17 protein-coding genes and 1 riboswitch are annotated in these 17,252 nt (G+C 44.3%); of the genes, 6 read left to right on the top strand and 11 right to left on the bottom strand.

The window, feature by feature from the left end; genetic code table 11:
• Positions 1 to 311: 311 nt before the first annotated feature.
• The gene (locus CJD36_RS04610) at positions 312 to 1,418 is read left to right on the top strand and encodes an acyl-CoA dehydrogenase family protein (RefSeq protein WP_105037915.1); all 1,107 of its coding nucleotides are present in this window, start codon (positions 312 to 314) and stop codon (positions 1,416 to 1,418) included.
• 92 nt (positions 1,419 to 1,510) lie between these two features.
• On the top strand, positions 1,511 to 1,975 hold the full coding sequence (locus tag CJD36_RS04605) for a hypothetical protein (protein WP_105037914.1): 465 nt from the start codon (positions 1,511 to 1,513) through the stop codon (positions 1,973 to 1,975).
• Between the two features lie 43 nt (positions 1,976 to 2,018).
• Here CJD36_RS04605 and CJD36_RS04600 read toward each other — a convergent pair whose 3' ends face one another.
• The gene (locus CJD36_RS04600; RefSeq protein WP_105037913.1) at positions 2,019 to 3,245 is read right to left on the bottom strand and encodes a tetratricopeptide repeat protein; all 1,227 of its coding nucleotides are present in this window, start codon (positions 3,243 to 3,245) and stop codon (positions 2,019 to 2,021) included.
• A 378-nt stretch (positions 3,246 to 3,623) separates the two neighbouring features.
• On the bottom strand, positions 3,624 to 4,526 hold the full coding sequence (locus CJD36_RS04595) for an IS3 family transposase (protein ID WP_105037912.1): 903 nt from the start codon (positions 4,524 to 4,526) through the stop codon (positions 3,624 to 3,626).
• A 1,070-nt stretch (positions 4,527 to 5,596) separates the two neighbouring features.
• On the opposite strand from CJD36_RS04595, the gene CJD36_RS04585 reads away from it, so the two are divergent.
• Positions 5,597 to 5,818 (top strand): hypothetical protein, encoded by a 222-nt coding sequence (locus CJD36_RS04585; protein WP_105037910.1) that lies wholly within the window; start codon positions 5,597 to 5,599, stop codon positions 5,816 to 5,818.
• A gap of 217 nt (positions 5,819 to 6,035) precedes the next feature.
• Here CJD36_RS04585 and CJD36_RS04575 read toward each other — a convergent pair whose 3' ends face one another.
• Entirely contained in the window at positions 6,036 to 6,275 is a 240-nt protein-coding gene (locus CJD36_RS04575) for a hypothetical protein (protein ID WP_105037908.1), read from the bottom strand.
• Positions 6,276 to 6,739: 464 nt separating this feature from the next.
• Positions 6,740 to 6,891, top strand: a riboswitch (cobalamin riboswitch).
• A 121-nt stretch (positions 6,892 to 7,012) separates the two neighbouring features.
• Here CJD36_RS04575 and CJD36_RS04565 point away from each other — a divergent pair.
• The 3 genes from CJD36_RS04565 (at position 7,013) to CJD36_RS04555 (ending at position 9,584) form a co-directional block, all read left to right on the top strand.
• On the top strand, positions 7,013 to 7,207 hold the full coding sequence (locus CJD36_RS04565) for a cysteine-rich CWC family protein (RefSeq protein ID WP_105037906.1): 195 nt from the start codon (positions 7,013 to 7,015) through the stop codon (positions 7,205 to 7,207).
• A gap of 346 nt (positions 7,208 to 7,553) precedes the next feature.
• Entirely contained in the window at positions 7,554 to 7,940 is a 387-nt protein-coding gene (locus CJD36_RS04560; RefSeq protein WP_105037905.1) for an acyl-CoA thioesterase, read from the top strand.
• Positions 7,941 to 8,249: 309 nt separating this feature from the next.
• The gene (locus CJD36_RS04555; protein ID WP_105037904.1) at positions 8,250 to 9,584 is read left to right on the top strand and encodes a tyrosine-type recombinase/integrase; all 1,335 of its coding nucleotides are present in this window, start codon (positions 8,250 to 8,252) and stop codon (positions 9,582 to 9,584) included.
• Here the strand turns inward: CJD36_RS04555 and CJD36_RS04550 are convergent, their stop codons facing one another.
• The 8 genes from CJD36_RS04550 to CJD36_RS04520 form a co-directional block, all read right to left on the bottom strand.
• Entirely contained in the window at positions 9,585 to 9,893 is a 309-nt protein-coding gene (locus CJD36_RS04550) for a helix-turn-helix domain-containing protein (RefSeq protein WP_105037903.1), read from the bottom strand.
• 25 nt (positions 9,894 to 9,918) lie between these two features.
• On the bottom strand, positions 9,919 to 11,184 hold the full coding sequence (locus tag CJD36_RS04545; protein ID WP_105037902.1) for a relaxase/mobilization nuclease domain-containing protein: 1,266 nt from the start codon (positions 11,182 to 11,184) through the stop codon (positions 9,919 to 9,921).
• A complete protein-coding gene (locus CJD36_RS04540) occupies positions 11,181 to 11,714 on the bottom strand; it encodes a hypothetical protein (protein ID WP_133162493.1) in 534 nt (177 codons plus the stop codon). The genes CJD36_RS04545 and CJD36_RS04540 overlap by 4 nt, the downstream gene beginning before the upstream one ends.
• Before the next feature lie 6 nt (positions 11,715 to 11,720).
• Positions 11,721 to 13,121, bottom strand: coding sequence for a type IV secretory system conjugative DNA transfer family protein (locus tag CJD36_RS04535; protein ID WP_105037900.1), 1,401 nt, complete (start codon positions 13,119 to 13,121; stop codon positions 11,721 to 11,723).
• A 6-nt stretch (positions 13,122 to 13,127) separates the two neighbouring features.
• A complete protein-coding gene (locus CJD36_RS23190; RefSeq protein ID WP_161499210.1) occupies positions 13,128 to 13,298 on the bottom strand; it encodes a hypothetical protein in 171 nt (56 codons plus the stop codon).
• Positions 13,295 to 14,275, bottom strand: coding sequence for a hypothetical protein (locus CJD36_RS04530; RefSeq protein WP_133162492.1), 981 nt, complete (start codon positions 14,273 to 14,275; stop codon positions 13,295 to 13,297). The genes CJD36_RS23190 and CJD36_RS04530 overlap by 4 nt, the downstream gene beginning before the upstream one ends.
• Positions 14,276 to 14,309: 34 nt before the next feature.
• Positions 14,310 to 16,295, bottom strand: a complete 1,986-nt coding sequence (locus CJD36_RS04525) for a hypothetical protein (RefSeq protein WP_105037898.1) — start codon at positions 16,293 to 16,295, stop codon at positions 14,310 to 14,312.
• Between the two features lie 349 nt (positions 16,296 to 16,644).
• Positions 16,645 to 16,938 (bottom strand): hypothetical protein, encoded by a 294-nt coding sequence (locus CJD36_RS04520; RefSeq protein WP_105037897.1) that lies wholly within the window; start codon positions 16,936 to 16,938, stop codon positions 16,645 to 16,647.
• Between the last annotated feature and the right edge of the window lie 314 nt (positions 16,939 to 17,252).

Here is a 17,252-nt window from a genome sequence, read left to right as displayed (position 1 = left end):
AAAGTTAGGCAATTTCACTATGTATTATTGTGTTGATCGTGGAGGTACGGCATTCTTTCATTATCTTTGTTGCGGTGCCAAACCTCGAGGTTGTAGTGGGAAGTCAAATTCCTTTACTGCAACACAAATCTAGCCCCTTCGTAAGTTGGGGCTATTTTTTTTGCTTTAGTAATTGACAATCAACCATCTATCTCCTTTATTGTATATTGTTATTATTTATAAATGAAAAACTCATTCCCGCCTGCGTTTTTGATAAATTATTAACATCTGTATTTGTTGTTTGTTTGTTATAATAGCTATACCTTTACATTATGATTGATTTGTCTCATCCGGCCAGTTTATTGTCTAAAGACTGGACCGACACCATAAGAACCGAAGCTGTGGGAGCCGAAAAGCATACTAGGCTTACTAAAAAACAATTAAACCTTATATATGAACAGGGCTGGTTTAAGATGCTGATCCCCTCTATGTATGGAGGTAAACAATTAAGTCTGCCTGAAGTTATTGCTATTGAAGAGGCATTGGCATATGCCGATGGTAGCCTTGGTTGGGTAGTTACTTTATGTGCAGGTGCAGGGTGGTTTGGTGGGTTTATGGAGTCATCATTGGCCGCCAATTTACTTTCGGGAGACCATGTTTGCCTCGCCGGAAGTGGTGCGCTGAAAGGAACTGCCGAGCTAACAGCAACCGGATACCTGATAAATGGCAAATGGCCATATGCCAGCGGTACGCCTGAAGCATCTTCTTTTACGGCTAACTGTATTATAACCCAGAATGGAAAGCCTGTTAAAGACGAGAAAGGTAATGATAAGGTAATTGCTATTGTCATGCTTAAAAATGAGGTTACTGTTACTGAAGAGTGGAATAGTTTTGGAATGCGTGCTACAGGTAGCCATGCGTATGAAGTAAAAAATCTGAAGATAAATAGCGACCGGGCTTTTGATATTAACGAACTACCTACAGTAAAGAGCCCATTATATTATTTCCCTTTTTACCAGTTGGCAGAAGCTACTCTTTGTGTAAATATGACAGGTATGGGAGTACATTTTATGGAGCTTTGTGGCAAAATACTTGAGGAGAAAAGTGATACAGGCAGCAATGGTACTGTGAACAGGGAGGCACTGAACGATAAATACAATATGCTGCTGCAAAAGCTGAATGTAGCCAGGCAGAAGTTGTTTTATGCGGTAGATATGAGTTGGCAGGTATGTTTGGCCAATAAAGAGATAAGCCCGTCATTGTTGTATAAAATAAGTGCGGCATCGTTTACTGCGGTTCATGTAGTAAGAGATTGTGTAAACACATTATTCCCTTATTGCGGATTAAAGGCTGCTGATAAAGACAGTGAAATAAACCGTGTGTGGCGCGATATACATACAGCAGGGCAACACGCTATGCTGGCGGGTGATGGTAATTAATGTTACAAAATAAAATGGTATTGGATAAATGGGATGTTTTTTGACATCCCGTTTTTTTGTTTAATATTGTCATATAGCTAAGTTTATAGATCATGCGTTACTCCATTCATTTACTTACGGCATCCATCGTCTTTGCCTCGTGCCACAGCATTGTTCACAAGGCCGAGGAGGTTACTTCTAATACAGCAACCGGAATAGGTGAGCAGGTAGGGAAGCGATCGAGCGAGTTTGTGAGTGGTGTAAAAGATGGGGTAGACAAGGCCTATGGCTGCACAGTAGATCTTTCGCCTGCACTGCAGCAGAAAGGAGTATCGTTGGGTAAGTTTGTTATTGATGCCGACACCGGAGGTCAGAACAAGAATAAACTGTCTGTATATATTATTACTACTAATCCAATCAACCAAACCGTTACTGCAAAAGTTACAGACTCAAAAGGGTTGGAATATGGGCGTATATCGGTAAAAGTGAATACCACCGCGGGTGCGGCTCGCTTCATAGACTTTATCTTCGACAGTCGCACTGATATTGAAGGGCGAAGTAAAATAGTGTTGGAATAGAAAACGCTGACCGGTTGGCAGGTAAATTATAGGGTGTTAACTGTTACTTACACCTGTTCTTTATCTGGTCTACGGCTTCCTCGCAGCCCAGTGCCTGAGCTTTTGCTAACAGCTCGCAGCCGGCAGTGGTCTGCCCCAGTTCTATTTTGGCTGCACCTTTGAAATAGTAGGCATTGGCATATTTGGCGTCTCTATCTATGACATTGTCCATATCAGTAATTGCCGCATCATACTGCTTTAAGTAAAATTTCATTTTACCGCATTCGTATACTGCATCAACATCCTTAGGGGCCAGTTCTTTGGCAATGGTGAAGTCTTTCAAAGCACCTGCTATATCCTCGCTCCAGTATTTGATGCAGGCGCGTTTGTAATAACTATCTGAGCTGTCGGGTGCCATACGAATAGCCTTGTCACAATCAGCCAGAGCTCCGGGAATGTCACTAATACCGTACTTTGCATAACCACGCTCCAGATAATAATTGAGATTTGTTGTGTCCAGTAAAATGGCCATATTATAGTCGATCAGTGCCCCGCTGTAGTCTTCGAGGTCGCGCTTAAGCAAGCCACGGTTATAATAGTACTCAGCATTCTGTGCATCAAGTACTACGGCTTTGTCATAGTCTATAATTGCGCCATTATAAACCTGCAGGTTTTCCTTAATTATAGCACGCTCGTTATAGAATCTTGCCTGTGTTGCATCCAGCTTTATAGCTTTGTCCAGATCGATCAATGCCTTCTTATGATCGTCCAACATTCTCTTCATCATACCTCTGCCATAATAGTAGTCGCCATCTTTACCATTTAGTTTTATAGCTTTTGTATAATCTTCAATAGCCCCTGTATAGTCTTGCAGGTTGTCTTCTTCACCAGCCCTGTTATAGAAGTAGTTGGCCACGGTAGGGTCTAGTTTTATAGCGGCGGTGTAATCGGCACAGGCATTTGCATATTCATGCAGTACGTCGCTTTTGGCAATGCCCCTGTAATTATAATACCGGGCATTTTGGGGTTCAAGCTCTATTGCTTTGGTAAGATCTGCAACAGCAGCCTTGCCATCATTAAGTGCTGTTTGCACCAGTCCGCGGTTGAAATAGTATTCGCCTTTATTGGGGTTAAGGGCAATAGCCTTATTGAACTCTATCAAAGCACCTGCAAAATCGGCCATGTCGTCCTTCTTCAACCCCACTTCGTTGTGCTTTTCAGCACTGTCGGTTTGGGCGTGGCAGATGGTGAATGTGAGTATTGTAATGAGAAACAGGAGTGCTTTTTTCATTGTTGTAGGTTTGCGTGTGTTTGTGTGTAAAGGTAGGGGATGTAAGTGTTTTTTGGAAGTATTCCCGATTGGGGGTGTCTGAACCATGATTCGCATGATGGGAGGATTTAAGGATGTCCATTGATGTTTTTCTCTGTGCCGTCCTAAAATAAGTTGACAGTTTTTAATGGTAGTCCTGCTACCGATTTACAAATTTAGATTAATCCTGAATACGGTTTACATTTGTTGCGTAGTGGTAAAGCGGAAACGGGCTCTGCTGGAGTGCAACCCGTCAGGAATTACCCTGCGGCAAGAAGTAAGTTACCGTAAATAAGCTCTTTTTAGCTAAGGCTGGCAATGGGGCTTATTTACTTTATGCCCAATGCCTAAGAAAACTCATCATGTCATGGTTACCTCCTCTTTTTTATAGTAGTAATTCTTCCAGTGCCGCTTTAGTTCGCCTGTCATGCTGTGGGCTTCATGCGGTGTAAGCATATCAATACTGCTGTGCCTGCGTTCATTATTGTAAATATTTATTGCCTCCTTTATTGCTGTGGCAGCTTGAGCAAAATTGTCGTAGCTGCTTGACAGAAATTCTTGTTTTATGATGCCGTTAACCCTTTCCGCTATAGCATTTTCCCGGGGATCTGAGTTCTGGGTCATGCTGACCGATACCTGGTTTGCCTTCAATATTTCAACATACTCATAGCAGCAATATTGGCTTCCCCTATCGGAATGGTGTATTACCTTGCTGTTTTCCGGCAGCCGCTTAATAGCTATTTTAAGTGCCTTTACGCACCCTTCTGCATGTAGTGTCTTGCTTAGGTAGTAACCTGTTATCAACCTCGAATATGCATCTGTAATCAAGCTCAGGTAAGCAAAATCATCCTTTAATGTGATATAAGTAATATCGCTTACCCACAACTTATCCGGTGCTGAAACAGCCATCCCTATTATCAGATTTGGGTATTTGTGCATCCAATGGTTAGAGAACGTCGTGCGCGGAACCCTGCTTTTCCTGGTACGCACCAACAGGTTATTTGCACCCAACAGGTCAAAAAGGCCATCGCGCCCTATCTGCAATTTGTGCTGCACCAGGAAGGGCTCCAGCATTAGCAGCAACTTACGGGTGCCTACTCTTTTTTGTCGCTCACGTATCCGCAAAACTTCCTGGATTATGAGTTCTTCTACTAAGCCTTTCTGCTCAGATGATTGAATATTCTGGTAAAACGCTTGCCGGCTGTAACCAAGCAGTGAGCAAAGAGCGCTAATCTTCCGGCCTCTCCTTTGCCCTACATTCATGACTGCCTGGGACCAAACTTTTTTCGCAGATCCAACCCTGTCTGAACCTCAGATAGACGCAACATCTCTTCTAAAAGTTCATTTTTCAATTGCGCATCTTCCAGCTGTTTTCTCAACTTCTTTACGTCTTCAATGCTATTCGAGGTCTGACCAACAGCAGGATTCTTATGCCTGAATGCCCTTACCCACGATTGGATCGTACGTGCAGCTACACCGTGCTTTTGCTCAAGTTGAAGGAACGTTGAGTCTCCGCTAAGGTATTCTGAGATGATTTGACTCTTAACAACTGATTTTTTTCTAATGATGATTTACAAAGTTCGTAAACCTATTTTAGGACAAGACACTCAAACAGGACCGGCCGGATGGTCGTCGGTCAGAGACCGACAACTGGCGATCTTAGAGGTGATGCCCGATGGAAGTGAAATTTTAATCAGGCATTGGTTTGGTGTAATGTGTTGTTTTTCATTTGGTTGTGGTTTTCGGTTATGCCCGATTATGCCCGATGGAATGAGTACGGGGAGCGAAAGAGAGGAGAGCGGTTTAGAGTTTCTCAAAGAGGACCGGCCGGATGGTCGTCGGTCAGAGACCGACAACGGGCGATCTTAGAGGCGATGCCCGATGGAAGTGAAATTTTAATCGGGCATTGGTTTGGTGTAAGGTGTTGTTTTTCATTTGGTTGTGATTTTAGGTTATGCCCGATCGTGCCCGATGAAATGAGGGCGAGGAGCGAAAGAGCGGAGAGCGGTTTAGTGGGCTATGAATTAATGTATTGGATTAGATTTTTTTATGGGCTGTATGGTGTTGTTGGGTGGTTTTCCGCCATTGGTGGATTTTTTGCGTTTCCGGCAGTTTTTTTTGGTGCGTTTCCTATCTGTGTCTTTGTGGTAGGGTGTTTCAGCTGTTTTGAAAAACCACCAGTTTCTTCACTTTTCCGCAGTTTTTCTGCACATTTCCGCCAGTTGTTGCTAATTTGAGCAAATAGTTTTCAAGAGAAAGGAACAAGGTGATGCCGGATGATCAACATAAAGTGAATGTGGGGGATCGGGTGCAATTTACAATGGCTTTGTAAGATGGAAAAGAACATTAACAAAATGTGGATATCTTTTGGTTGGGGAGTTTACAGGAGTGGGGCTTATTTTTATACTTGTCTGTTTTCGGGAATCGGGAGGTTCCATACCGGTGGAGCGAAGTCGGGAGACTACTCAGCGTGGGGAGTGCCCGTTCAGCCTGAGGGACTTTTCCTTTGTGTGTTAAAGACATCAATGACAAGTATCTCGTCATTTAGTATCTAGTATACAACTGTGTAGGGGAAGTTAGTTAGGGCAATATCCCGATACACATTTTGAGATTCTATGAAACTGTAATATTGAGGATGCTCAATGATTTTTTGATATGTGATTTCAAGTTCTGATAAAAATCTCAACCCCAAGCCAGATTGTTGCTCTTCGTAGTAGAGTCCCGCATCCAGTGCATGATTTTGTGCAGTTTTGAGTACGGTGAGTTTGTACACTATTTCTCAGCAATTTTTCTTTTTAGGAAATCTATAGATTGTTCCATTGGGATGCCTTGAATTTTGCCGGAACGGAAATCTTCACTGGCAGAACGGAATGAGGATAACGCAACCTCATCATAGACGATAGATCGGTCTTCCAGGTCATTTTCCACTAAAGCATACAATGTTTGTAGCTTTTTTTCGTCTATGTTCTCTATATACTCGTGCAATTTTCCTTTAACAGCTGTAATGGTCATAGCTGAATTTTATTTGTATAAAGGTACGAAATAATGAGATTGTGAAGGGATGTGAGCGGATATAATGGTCTCTGTTTTTTGGGGGAGTCGAGATATTTCTTACCGAAAGAACGATGTCATGATGTTTCCTGTTTCAAATATCTGGGTGGTGTCTCGTTGTCATTTGTTCTATTTGAAATATTGCAAGCAAGGCAAATGGAAGCACGATAGCCACAATTACAATTGCCAATAAGTTCCATAAGTCCATTTTGCCGTTTACGTGCAGGCATAATGCAATAACTGCGCAGATTATAAGCATCGTGTGCCCTATAAATGAGAAAGTTCGTATAAGCTGAATCAATTTGTCGCTTGATCCGAATTCTGATCTAATTATTACGCTTAAAATCAATGGCACAGTAAGTAGGAATGCGATAAGTGCTATTATATTAGTAATTCTGGTGATGAGCATGATTTGTATAACGGAGAAATAGTTGCAATATTTTGTTAGAGGTACATCCATAAATAATCTACTACCTTTACCCCACAAGGAACCGTGTGCAATTCACGGGCTGTCGCGCAACTGTAAGTTATATATTTATGTAACAAGCCAGATACTTGCCAATTTATACCAGACATATGCTTTCGCGAAAAAAGGCAGTAGTCATAAGATAGTGCGTTATCCCGCCCGGGTATAGTATGCATGTTTTATCCTACCTCCAATTTTCTGCAAAGCGTTTGTTGTTGACAATACAATACTGATGGAGAACAAACATTGCCCCCGTTGTAATACTGCATTTGAATGCAAGGCTGATGATATACTGAATTGTCAGTGTAACGGGATCGTGTTTAATGATTCTCAGAAAGAAGGCATTGCGATGGCGTTCAATGATTGTCTGTGTCGCAAGTGTCTGTTGGAATTGCAACATGAACCGGTAAAACCATGCGGCTATTAAATGACGTCACAGTTCTAATTGGGCGCGAACCTAAGGCTCGCGGTTGAACGTAGGGATTGCAATGCTACAAACCTTTTGCACCTATGGCGCAATAACATTTTTTGACAGCAGTATTTTGATGGCTAATACCATTTCGATTTTAAAAATACACCAACTGTAATAACCACCTTCCCCAAATTTTCGGCAGAAAAAGCCGAAAATTTGGGTACAGAGCTACGCTCGTGCCGTTACCGGCACCTTCAAAAGGAGGGGAGTGGTTGATACACTCAAAAGTGTAAAATAGATGTCTACCAGGTATAACCGGAATCAAACAATAACAGTAATTATTAACCCCTAATATACAACCATGACAGTAGCAGAAAGAAAAGCAGCATCTGAAACACGCATTTTTAAAGCGGTATTCCCTAATACTACCAATCATTACGACACCTTATTTGGCGGTACTGCCATGTTGCTGATGGATGAGGTGGCGTTTATAACTGCCACCAGGTTTGCCCGTAAGCGTATGGTGACAGTGAGTTCGGATAAGATAGACTTTAAAAAGCCTATCCCTGCCGGTACCATTATAGAGTTGGTGGGTACTGTAGAGCACGTAGGTAATACCAGCCTGAAGGTGCTGGTCGAGATATACATAGAGGAGATGTATTCTTTTGTAAGACAGAAGGCAATAACCGGTACGTTTACGTTTGTAGCCATTGATGAGCATAAACATCCTATAAAAGTTACTGAATAAAAAGGTTTTAACCGATGTAGTATTACCAGTTGCCACGACTTGAGGGTTTATGTCATTTAGTTAAGGGAAGTTTGCTTGTACAGACATACGATACCTACGGCATCGACCACTATTCTAGTATACTTACTATAGATATGTGATGCCTTCGGCATCGCACAAGACCAAATGTAAAGAGATATAGCATTACTTACTTTTACCTATTCTTACTTTAAATAGTTGATTTTGATTAATTTATAACAAGGGATACTCTCTGACACTGACTACCTTTATACAGGTTTACGCATTGTTAATCGACTAAAAATCGGCAAAATGTTATTACCTCTTAAAGCTGTAGTCAGCACAAAAGTACGGAAAGACGGGAAGTCCGTGATCTATTATCAGTATTGCTTCAGTTCTACCCACAGGGTGTTGCTGAACACCGATATCGCAATACCAAAAGCCTGCTGGAATTCTAAGCGCCAGTGTATCTCGAAGAGCCTGCCTACAGATCTCGGCGGCTTCGAGGACTTGAACGCAGAGTTGGGAAGGATCAGGAAGGTGATAGAGACCATAATAGAACATGGTTTGAGCAAAGGTGATCGCAATATCGGAGCGTACGTTAAGGAAGTGTTCAAGCCCGACTTTAAAGTGGATACGCTACAAAGCACACGCATTGCTACTTATGTAAGGAAAAAGGAGCCTGATTTCTTTAGCGAGATAGACGACTATATACTATCTAAAGAAAAGAAGGTATGCGAAGAAGGCGTAGCCAATTTCCGTACAATGAAGCACCGCCTGATGGCTTTTGAGGAATTCAGGAAGCGGAAGATCGCCTTCTCTTCACTCGACTATAATTTCTACCACCAATTCGTCGATTTTCTCACGCATGATTTCCTGCACAAACGGAAGCTCATACCCGAATACGGCCTCAAGATATCGACCATCGGCAGGACTATCAAGCAGCTGCGGATATTCGTCAAGGACAGGGTTCGCCGGAAAGCCGTTGCCCCTATAGATATGGACGATTTCAAGATCCTGGACGAGGAGACTGATGCTATCTACCTGACCTATGAGGAAATAGGGAAGATATATGCCCTCGACCTTGCAAATGATCCTGTGCTGGCGCTGCATCGGGATATGTTCGTACTGGGCTGTCTGACCGGGTTGCGTTTCTCCGACTATTCGACCTTGCGGGGTTCCGACCTGCGGAACGGGCTACTATACAAGAAGACCAGCAAGACCGACAGCTGGGTGGTGATACCGCTCCGTAGCGAAGCTATAGCAATATTTGAGCGGCACTACGCAACAGGGGTGCCTGCCATATCGAATTCGGTTTTCAATAAGTGCATCAAAGAGATTGGGGAATTAGCCGACATCAAGGATATGATCACCTTTAGCTACAAGAAGGGGAACAAGGATATATCGGTTGCCAAGCCGAAGGCTCAATGGATCACTTCCCATACGTGCCGGAGATCGTTTTGCACAAACGAGTATCTTTCGGGTGAGGTGGATATAAGCCTCATCATGAAGATATCCGGGCATAAGACGCACAAGGAGTTTTTCAAGTACATCAGGGTTACGCAAGAAGAGGCGGCATACAAAATCCAGGCTATCTGGCAGATGCGGAATAACATGGCCGCTTTTCCGTTGCCGAAGACAGCATAGCTATTGGGTGTCTTTTTCTATCAGCTTTTCGATATCGGTCCAGAGAAAAAACACTCTGGACTTTATCTTGTATGCCTTCAGGATGCCCTCCTTGACCCATGTATGGAGCGTCTGCCTCGAAATCTGCAGCATCGCGCACACTTCATGCGCCTTGAAGAGCGGCTTCTGGGTAAAGCCCTGTGTTTGGTACTCAACAGGCTTGTTCTCCCGGTTCATGGTCTGCAGTTCAGCCCGCACCAGTTCGCGCATTTTCTCCCACAGCTCATCGGCGGGGAAGGGGAATAATATCTGTGGCTCATTCGTATTCATAAGTGCTATCTATTTAAAAGGTAAGTCATTGTTCATCTTCTGTGCCGGTATCTTCCTGCTCTGCTTCATCGCTATCGGCATTCAAAGCGTCAGTGTCATCGGTATCTTCAACATCAGCTGCTATGGCTTTGTCAGGCGCTTCCTTCATAAGGTCATTATCGTCTTTCCTGTCATTTTCTTTTTCAACTGCCGCACTCCTGATCTCTGCCAATTCTTTCAGCGTACCTGTTAACTCTGATGTGTTTTCTTTGCTCTTTTGTGCCTCCTTCCCTCTGTTACGGATATTGCCCAATTCCTTAAGGGCGGCATCGCTCTTTGATTTCTTGGCATCCAGCTCCTGCAGCCGATCCAGGTCATACCCCAGCCGCGAGAACCTGAACTTGTAGCCTTCTGCCACTACTCCCGTCATCTTGCCGCCGCGTTCATATGGTTCAATATTCCTCTCCTTCAGCTGTGCAAGGAAATGGTTCAGAGAGGCTGCCTTGTTATACGATTCGTCGAGATACTGTAGCAAGGGACTTCTAACATTGTTTCGTTCGGCGGTTTTAATATTTTTATTTTCACTAATTCTGCTTTTCTTGCCGTGCTCTGGCAAGCTGTTCGATAACTCAGGAAAATGCTTTTCCTGAAACAGGGTCATCTCCTTTTTGATCCTCGCGAATTCCACCTTAGAGACCCGTGAGCTCATTCCATCGAGGCGTGTCCCTGACACCGCAAGGTGAATATGGGTATGCCCTTTATCATGGTGCGCTGTTCCGCAATAGAGCTTGTCCTCTCCATGCAGCCTGATGAACTCCCGTGCCATTGCCTTCAATTTGGCATCGGTCAGTTTTGCAGCATCAGCCTCGTGCCACGACAGGATGATATGCTGGGCTTCTACCATGTCCTTCGATTTATACATCCTCCGCTCGTTGCTCTGCTCGAACTCCCGTATGAATCCCTCGACGGTCTTGGTGCGGAGGTTTTTGGTAACAACAAAGGGCTGGCTCTTTTTATACATGTCGGCTACCGATCCTTTCGCCATCAGGTATTCCTTTATGAACTCCTCCCTGGTTCCTTTGTAGTTTTTGGCTGCCGCGTGTAGCTGCTTGTCATTTAACTCAGCAATGAGGTATTTAACATCCGACTTGCTCAGCAATTTCCCGGCTATGTATACCGGCATGTCCTTTTCTGCCTTGTATTTCAATTGCTCCCTGAACCTGCTGAAAGAACGCATGGGCAATGCCTTCTCCCTAAAAATATACTTGATCAGGTTGCCTGCTGACTTTGTCGATATGCTCTTTATGATCACGGGTCATGGTTTTGGATGAGCTGCTTCAATGTTTCAAAACAGACGGGGTCGCTCGATCTGACCTCTACCACCAGTTGCTCCAACATTTTTGGGTGGTGCAGCTCTGACAATACCTTTTGCTCCAACACCTCTATCCGCTCCAGAATAATCCTGCCGGCTTCTTGCGGGAGAAAGTTATCGTCGAACATGCCCCTCAACAGATCGTAATTCAGAGCCAATTCCTTCCTGATGGCATTGACGGCAAACACATCCGGCACCAGATAGCGCTTGCTTATGTATGCAATGCAAGATTCTTTGAGAAATCGGGTTATGCTTCGCCTGTGCTTTTGTGCAGCATCACCAACCCGTTTAGCCTCATCCAGGGTAAGGGTCACGTCGTACTGCTTGTTCTTCGATCTGTTATCATGCTTCCACTTCAGCTGGTACGCCTTGCGATAGGCTTGTTTTGCCATTTTAATAAGGGCATCGTCCATGGTGTTCAATACCCCGATCGAATCTAAATACTCATATAAGCCAGATCTCTTTTTCACGTGATCTTAGAATTGGAGAAACGATGGTTGTGTCAGTTGAACAGGATTCGGGATAGTATACACCGGCAATTCTGTAATCTCTTTCAATTTCTTATTTTCAAAATAGGGCTTGGCGGCTAACAGCATTGGTTTATTATTGCCATTCAGCAGCAAAATCTCACGTAACTGAAAAATTTCCTGGGCTGTAAGCAGCTCCCGCGTTTTCAACACACTGTTCTTGTCTTCATAGCTGTATTTTCCCAATAACTCTGAAAGCATCCTGCAGGTAGCGAGCGGTTGACCTGATGGCATAAAGACTTTCAGTCTCGAATTAGCCAGAATATTAGCAGCTTCATTTTTACCAAAGATGTGTTCGACCTGCCCGAAGTCCTGCCATAAAGTGGCTACCGATATTAAATACTTACGCCCAAGTTCCAGAATTTTTGGGAGGGATTGCAGGCGCATAGTTGCTGCTTCATCGATTATAAATGTGATTGGCAAGTCCGAGGTGCCTGGCAACCTCTGTAGTATATGGGCAAAAAACGATTCAAAGAAGCACGCACTCACCCCACGGCAGAATTGTACGGTTGAAGGGGAGCCACAGAGATAAAGTATTGTCTTTTGCTTTCTAAATTCATCAAATGCCAGCGTATCTCTTGATGTGATAGCTGCAATATTGGGATTATTATATACGGCAAGTGCATTGGTGGCGGTAGCAATGGATGACTGTAACGTCTTGTCAGGGGTGGCAACAATGCTCTTATAACGGTTTATGATCCGTTCGTTACCATTAGCTGCAATCCACTGATCAATTTTACCAGGAGCAAAACTGAAAACCTGGATCATGTTAAGGACGTTCGGCATATTCACGAATTCAGCCGAGGCATATGCGAAAAGTGAATACGCAAAAAAGCCAATGAGATTTTCCGCGCTTTGCGCCCAATAATCATAAGGAGCACCTTCAAGGGAATTTTTAAGCGTTACCTGCGCAAACTTGTATATATCGCTCTCCGATGTGCATTTGCTCAGCCAGTTAAAGCCTATGGATTGCTTATAGTCATCCAGGTCAAGCTTATAGACCGAATAGCCCGATCGGCTTTTATGGCTTGCCGTTCCGTTATAAAGTTCGCCGCTGCAATCGAAAACAACATAAGAGGAATTGTGCGATTGCAATAGAGTATTAAAGCAGACACAAGAACTTTTTTTGCTTCCAGAACCGCCAAATGTGATCATGTGCGAGTTGCTTTCCAGTAGGCTATTACCCCATTGGAAGCCGATGCGGAAGCCCCCTGGCTCTTTTTGCAACTGTGATCCGGGCGTGCCAAATTCCGCTGAATATTCGGTTGGCCGCTCCCTGAATAGAATCCCTTTAATGAAGTCAAATACACCTTCAATGGTAGCCGTGAGAATATTTTCTATAATGCTCATGTTATATCAATGGTTTTTATCATTACCAATGTACTTTTCAATGATCTCTGAGACCTTAGAGCATATCAGCGAAAAAAGCCGAAATGCAAGGGCGATGACCATCGCAAACGCTTTGAGCAACAAAACGACAAGGATCCTTATCGTTTTGCTGAGTGGATTCTGGTTCGTTTCCTTCATATTCCATATGTTTTTGCCGAGGACTGAATGGATACCTGCGCTCCTAAAGGAGTAAGGATATAACGATACACGTCTACCATCTGTAAGAAAAAACGTTCATCGTCTTCATCTATTGGAGCATAGACGAAGATCACCTTCACTCTGTTCAGCTTACCTATTTTTACCGCCGTTTCAAACCGCGCAGCTACTTCTTTGGGCGATGAATACAATAACCCGAGGTCTTCATCCGACGTGCAAGAAAAGAGGTCGGATTGCTCACGGAGGGAACTATGCACAAGCATTATCTGTTCGGTTGCCGTACCCGTTGAGAAGATATTAAGGTCATTGGCGATAGTGCGGAACACCTCGTTGTACTTATGTGGCTTGGCAGTCCCGGTTGATTCCAGGTGTTCCGCGAGGATGCCCGTTACATTGTTGAAGAAGCCCTCGATCTGCCTGAACCGTAAATCAAATAACCCATGCGCATTCTGCGCTATGCTCTCAGCCCCATTGCCAATTGCAGCTTCTTTCGGGCTTGTTATCCTGCTGCCGGTGATCACATTAAGGCGGAATACTGCCCTTTGCCCGAGGTCAAGATAGAAGCGGTAAAGAGCCAGCAATGCTTCTATATCAGTATGCATAGGTTGCTGCGAACTGTCCTCGATAACCATGATATCGATGAACTTGCCATCTTTTGCTTTATAGTCGCGGAATGCAAGAGCAATTGCTACGATTGCCATCGCCATGGATACTTCCGGCAAATGCAGCGCACGTCGATGAGAGGAAAAGCGACGTGCTGAACGCTTAGACCCACCTGACGTGTTGCGTATTTTCACCGTCACGTACAAGTTATGGATATTAGACAACGCTTTTGCGTTATTAACTGCTGTACGTACAGTGACGGTCTGACTCGCGTGCGGTGTAGATTCGGCCGCTTGTACATGCGGCATGCTCTGTCCTGTAAGACAGAGAACGAGGATAATTATGATCTGTTTCATTTGATTGTTTTTAGTCTGCTTTTTGAGGGTCGGATTATTTTCCGGCAATTGTCTTTTGCAGCGTAGCCGAAGAGCCACTGGTGTATTCCAGCAGTGTACCGCCGCACTTCTTGAAATAGAGCGCCCACAGGCCTTTGATGTATGTAAACTTCTCTGCCGGGATGTTGCCCTGGTTACCTGTAATGACTATTATTTTCATCCCTCTCAGGTCGCAGGTATCCATGCGCGACAGCAGGGACGCATAAGCTGTTGTTACCGCTGCTTTTTCCAGATCCACATGCCTGCTGTCTGTCTGCTGGAGCATGTCGCTGAAAATGACTATCACATTACCTGCGTGTTCGTCGCGGTAGCGGACAGCCTGCTGGAGTGCGCCTGTAATATCGGAGCCGTTTGAAAATTTCCTACGCGCAGCGATGGACTGCCGGTATGACTGAAGGAATGACTGGGCAGCCTTGTTAGCCGAATCCTTATGCAGCTTTACAGCAATTGTTGTTGACTGTAACCCTGCGTATTCATTCAAATACTTGTCGTTGCTGAAATCCCTGCTATAAATATCCTGTTCGTACGTAGTAGATGCATAATCGACAGGCAGAACTTTTATCCTGTCTTTGCTGCCGAGGTTGCTGATAATGTCCCTGGCAATAGCTTCTCCGTACCAGCCTGTTACCGTGCTGTCGCGGCTGGCGGAAAGATCGGTAAGGGCAATAACATTATTAATATTGGGTGGCGTTTTATCAGCGCACGAAGCTAAAAAAAGCGACATGACAGCAAGTGCAGTAACGACTTTTGTTTTAGCCCTGCCATTGCGCGGCTTTGTAACTATAGGGTCTTTCCTAACGATGGATTCCTTTACGCTCGGTGATAGATCGGGGGCATGTTCTGCCAGATGCTTCTTTGCATGTTCCATAGCCTCATTCGCCAGTGACAGCTTGGCGTTGATCTCATTATTGTTATAGAAGCCATACTTGTACAACTCCTCATGGGCGGATTGGATCGGAGAGAATTTGAGGTAAACGGAGTTGTCAACAAGAAAGCCGGCGGAAGATTTAAGGGCTGTATATTCTCCCTCTAGCTGCTCATACTTCGGATCATACCCAGTATCGGACTTAAAAAGTTCATACAACCGCAGATTGAGCTGCCAGTACTTTTCTATAAGCTGAGAAAGGTTAGAGTGGAGTGAACCCGCTTCCTTCAGCAGGCGGCGGTAATACTTGTTGGCCCGGACATTGGAAACATGCCACGCTCTATAGACACTGAAGGTGATACCCAGGTCACCTGACTCCTGCTTCATAACGCCCATAAGCAGCGCAGTAGAAATGGTTACCATCATGGTGAACACCGAGGTGAACTTGCCCGCCATCCTGAGGCTTTCAATGCGTTCGGCGGTAAGCCCGTCGGCAGGTATGTTTTCAAGGAAATAGACCCTGCCGAACCCGCTGGCAACCAGCCCCGCAAAAGTCAAGGTAATGAGGAAATAACCAATATTGGCACGGTCACGGTATTTGCTCACCATTGAGGTGGGTGCTGCCGGTATCTTCGACCGGATATCCTTGTGCTTGAAATGCCAGGTAAGGCCGTAATTAATGCAGCACATGCCCAGCAAGGCAAGCACTGCGGCAGTTACCAGATTCAGCCATTCTTCGGCTCCTGGCATGAGGATCGGAGTAATGAGCCATATCATGGCACCCTCGCCGATGCCGAATATGGCAATCAGCAGAAGGGAAAGGGGATACTTCTTCAGCTCAGCGATCTGATTTTCCGTGAGCACAGGGTTAGGGTTGATCGTGCGCTGGTCAAGGTAATCCGAGTGAATACGGGCACGGCTGTTCTGTATCGTTTTAATGCCGCACTTGTACAGCAAGCGCATGATGCGTGCATGCCTTGCTTGTGTTTCAATGGATGCCTGCAGCAGGCATTCGCTGCGAAGTATCTCTGCCTGCGTCCTGATCTTGATGGCGGTGTCTTGTTTCTTTGTTTGGGCGGCTCTAAGCCAGCTGAAGCCCCAGATGTACTTTGTCATTTTTATTTTGTTTGTTTGATTGGATGGTAAATGAATTTGTGATTTTTCAGATTCTTTGTTAAATCTCTGGCAAATGCATAGTGGGTTTGACCACAGTCTATAAGCCGCTGGTCTAAAATAAATGGAAGGATATTGTGTACTTACGTTCCAACTTGGCATCGGGAGGACCGCTGCCCTCATCTGAGTCAATTTTGGCTAGTTGCCCAGTGTAGCCATTTCATTGACTTAAAATGGATTACTGCCTTCCAATTGGCATTGTCATCATGTTGAATTGTCTCACATGGAATATGCACAGCAGGTTTGGATTGTAAAAATGTCTGTTGCTCTCCTATCGGTCTAAAATGGAACTCTAGCCTGGAATGTTATTTCCTGATACGGATTCGACATACGCATCAATATACTCATCTGCTTTTTCAAGCCATGCCGCATAGTCTGCGATATATACTTCGACAAGGGCGTTCACTTCGGGGTCTGCGAACTTGCCCCTGCAGGTAGAAATGTGACAGAGAATAAGCGCCTTTTCATTACGCTTTTGAAATTGGATACCCAACTGTGATTTTTCTGTAATCGCCACAAGCGGCTCTTTAAGATCGGCAGCCTTTGCGCCGGCCTCAATGAAATAGTCTATAAATAGCTTGTTCATTTTGGTTGCTTTTTAAACAACCGGTAGGAAATAAGGAGGGACACTTGCAATTAATGAAAATGTATGTATAATCCTAATTAACCCATCGGTTCTACGTTAACTGAAAGGGCCACCAAAGTTCAGGAGGTGAGATTCCTGTTCGGAGGGGCATTGTCAATAATTGGCAATGCTTTTTTTATTGTTGTACACCAATAGTTAGCAGAGCCGTTACTTTGAGATGTTCTTTATATAAGAAAAACTTTCTTATATTCATTCTTTCGGAATAAGGGTTAAGGGAATTACTACATCTATTATTACGTAGTTTTATCGCGATT

The sequence above is a fragment of the Flavipsychrobacter stenotrophus genome (assembly GCF_002954265.1).
GTDB classification, from domain to species: Bacteria; Bacteroidota; Bacteroidia; order Chitinophagales; family Chitinophagaceae; genus Flavipsychrobacter; species Flavipsychrobacter stenotrophus.
This window is presented reverse-complemented; position numbering and strand designations above follow the sequence as displayed.

Coding starts and splice junctions, on each gene's coding strand:
- CJD36_RS04610 (WP_105037915.1), top strand. CDS start 312: ATGATTGATTTGTCTCATCCGGCCAGTTTATTGTCTAAAGACTGGACC.
- CJD36_RS04605 (WP_105037914.1), top strand. CDS start 1,511: ATGCGTTACTCCATTCATTTACTTACGGCATCCATCGTCTTTGCCTCG.
- CJD36_RS04600 (WP_105037913.1), bottom strand. CDS start 3,245: ATGAAAAAAGCACTCCTGTTTCTCATTACAATACTCACATTCACCATC.
- CJD36_RS04595 (WP_105037912.1), bottom strand. CDS start 4,526: ATGAATGTAGGGCAAAGGAGAGGCCGGAAGATTAGCGCTCTTTGCTCA.
- CJD36_RS04585 (WP_105037910.1), top strand. CDS start 5,597: ATGGAAAAGAACATTAACAAAATGTGGATATCTTTTGGTTGGGGAGTT.
- CJD36_RS04575 (WP_105037908.1), bottom strand. CDS start 6,275: ATGACCATTACAGCTGTTAAAGGAAAATTGCACGAGTATATAGAGAAC.
- CJD36_RS04565 (WP_105037906.1), top strand. CDS start 7,013: ATGGAGAACAAACATTGCCCCCGTTGTAATACTGCATTTGAATGCAAG.
- CJD36_RS04560 (WP_105037905.1), top strand. CDS start 7,554: ATGACAGTAGCAGAAAGAAAAGCAGCATCTGAAACACGCATTTTTAAA.
- CJD36_RS04555 (WP_105037904.1), top strand. CDS start 8,250: ATGTTATTACCTCTTAAAGCTGTAGTCAGCACAAAAGTACGGAAAGAC.
- CJD36_RS04550 (WP_105037903.1), bottom strand. CDS start 9,893: ATGAATACGAATGAGCCACAGATATTATTCCCCTTCCCCGCCGATGAG.
- CJD36_RS04535 (WP_105037900.1), bottom strand. CDS start 13,121: ATGAGCATTATAGAAAATATTCTCACGGCTACCATTGAAGGTGTATTT.
- CJD36_RS23190 (WP_161499210.1), bottom strand. CDS start 13,298: ATGAAGGAAACGAACCAGAATCCACTCAGCAAAACGATAAGGATCCTT.
- CJD36_RS04530 (WP_133162492.1), bottom strand. CDS start 14,275: ATGAAACAGATCATAATTATCCTCGTTCTCTGTCTTACAGGACAGAGC.
- CJD36_RS04525 (WP_105037898.1), bottom strand. CDS start 16,295: ATGACAAAGTACATCTGGGGCTTCAGCTGGCTTAGAGCCGCCCAAACA.
- CJD36_RS04520 (WP_105037897.1), bottom strand. CDS start 16,938: ATGAACAAGCTATTTATAGACTATTTCATTGAGGCCGGCGCAAAGGCT.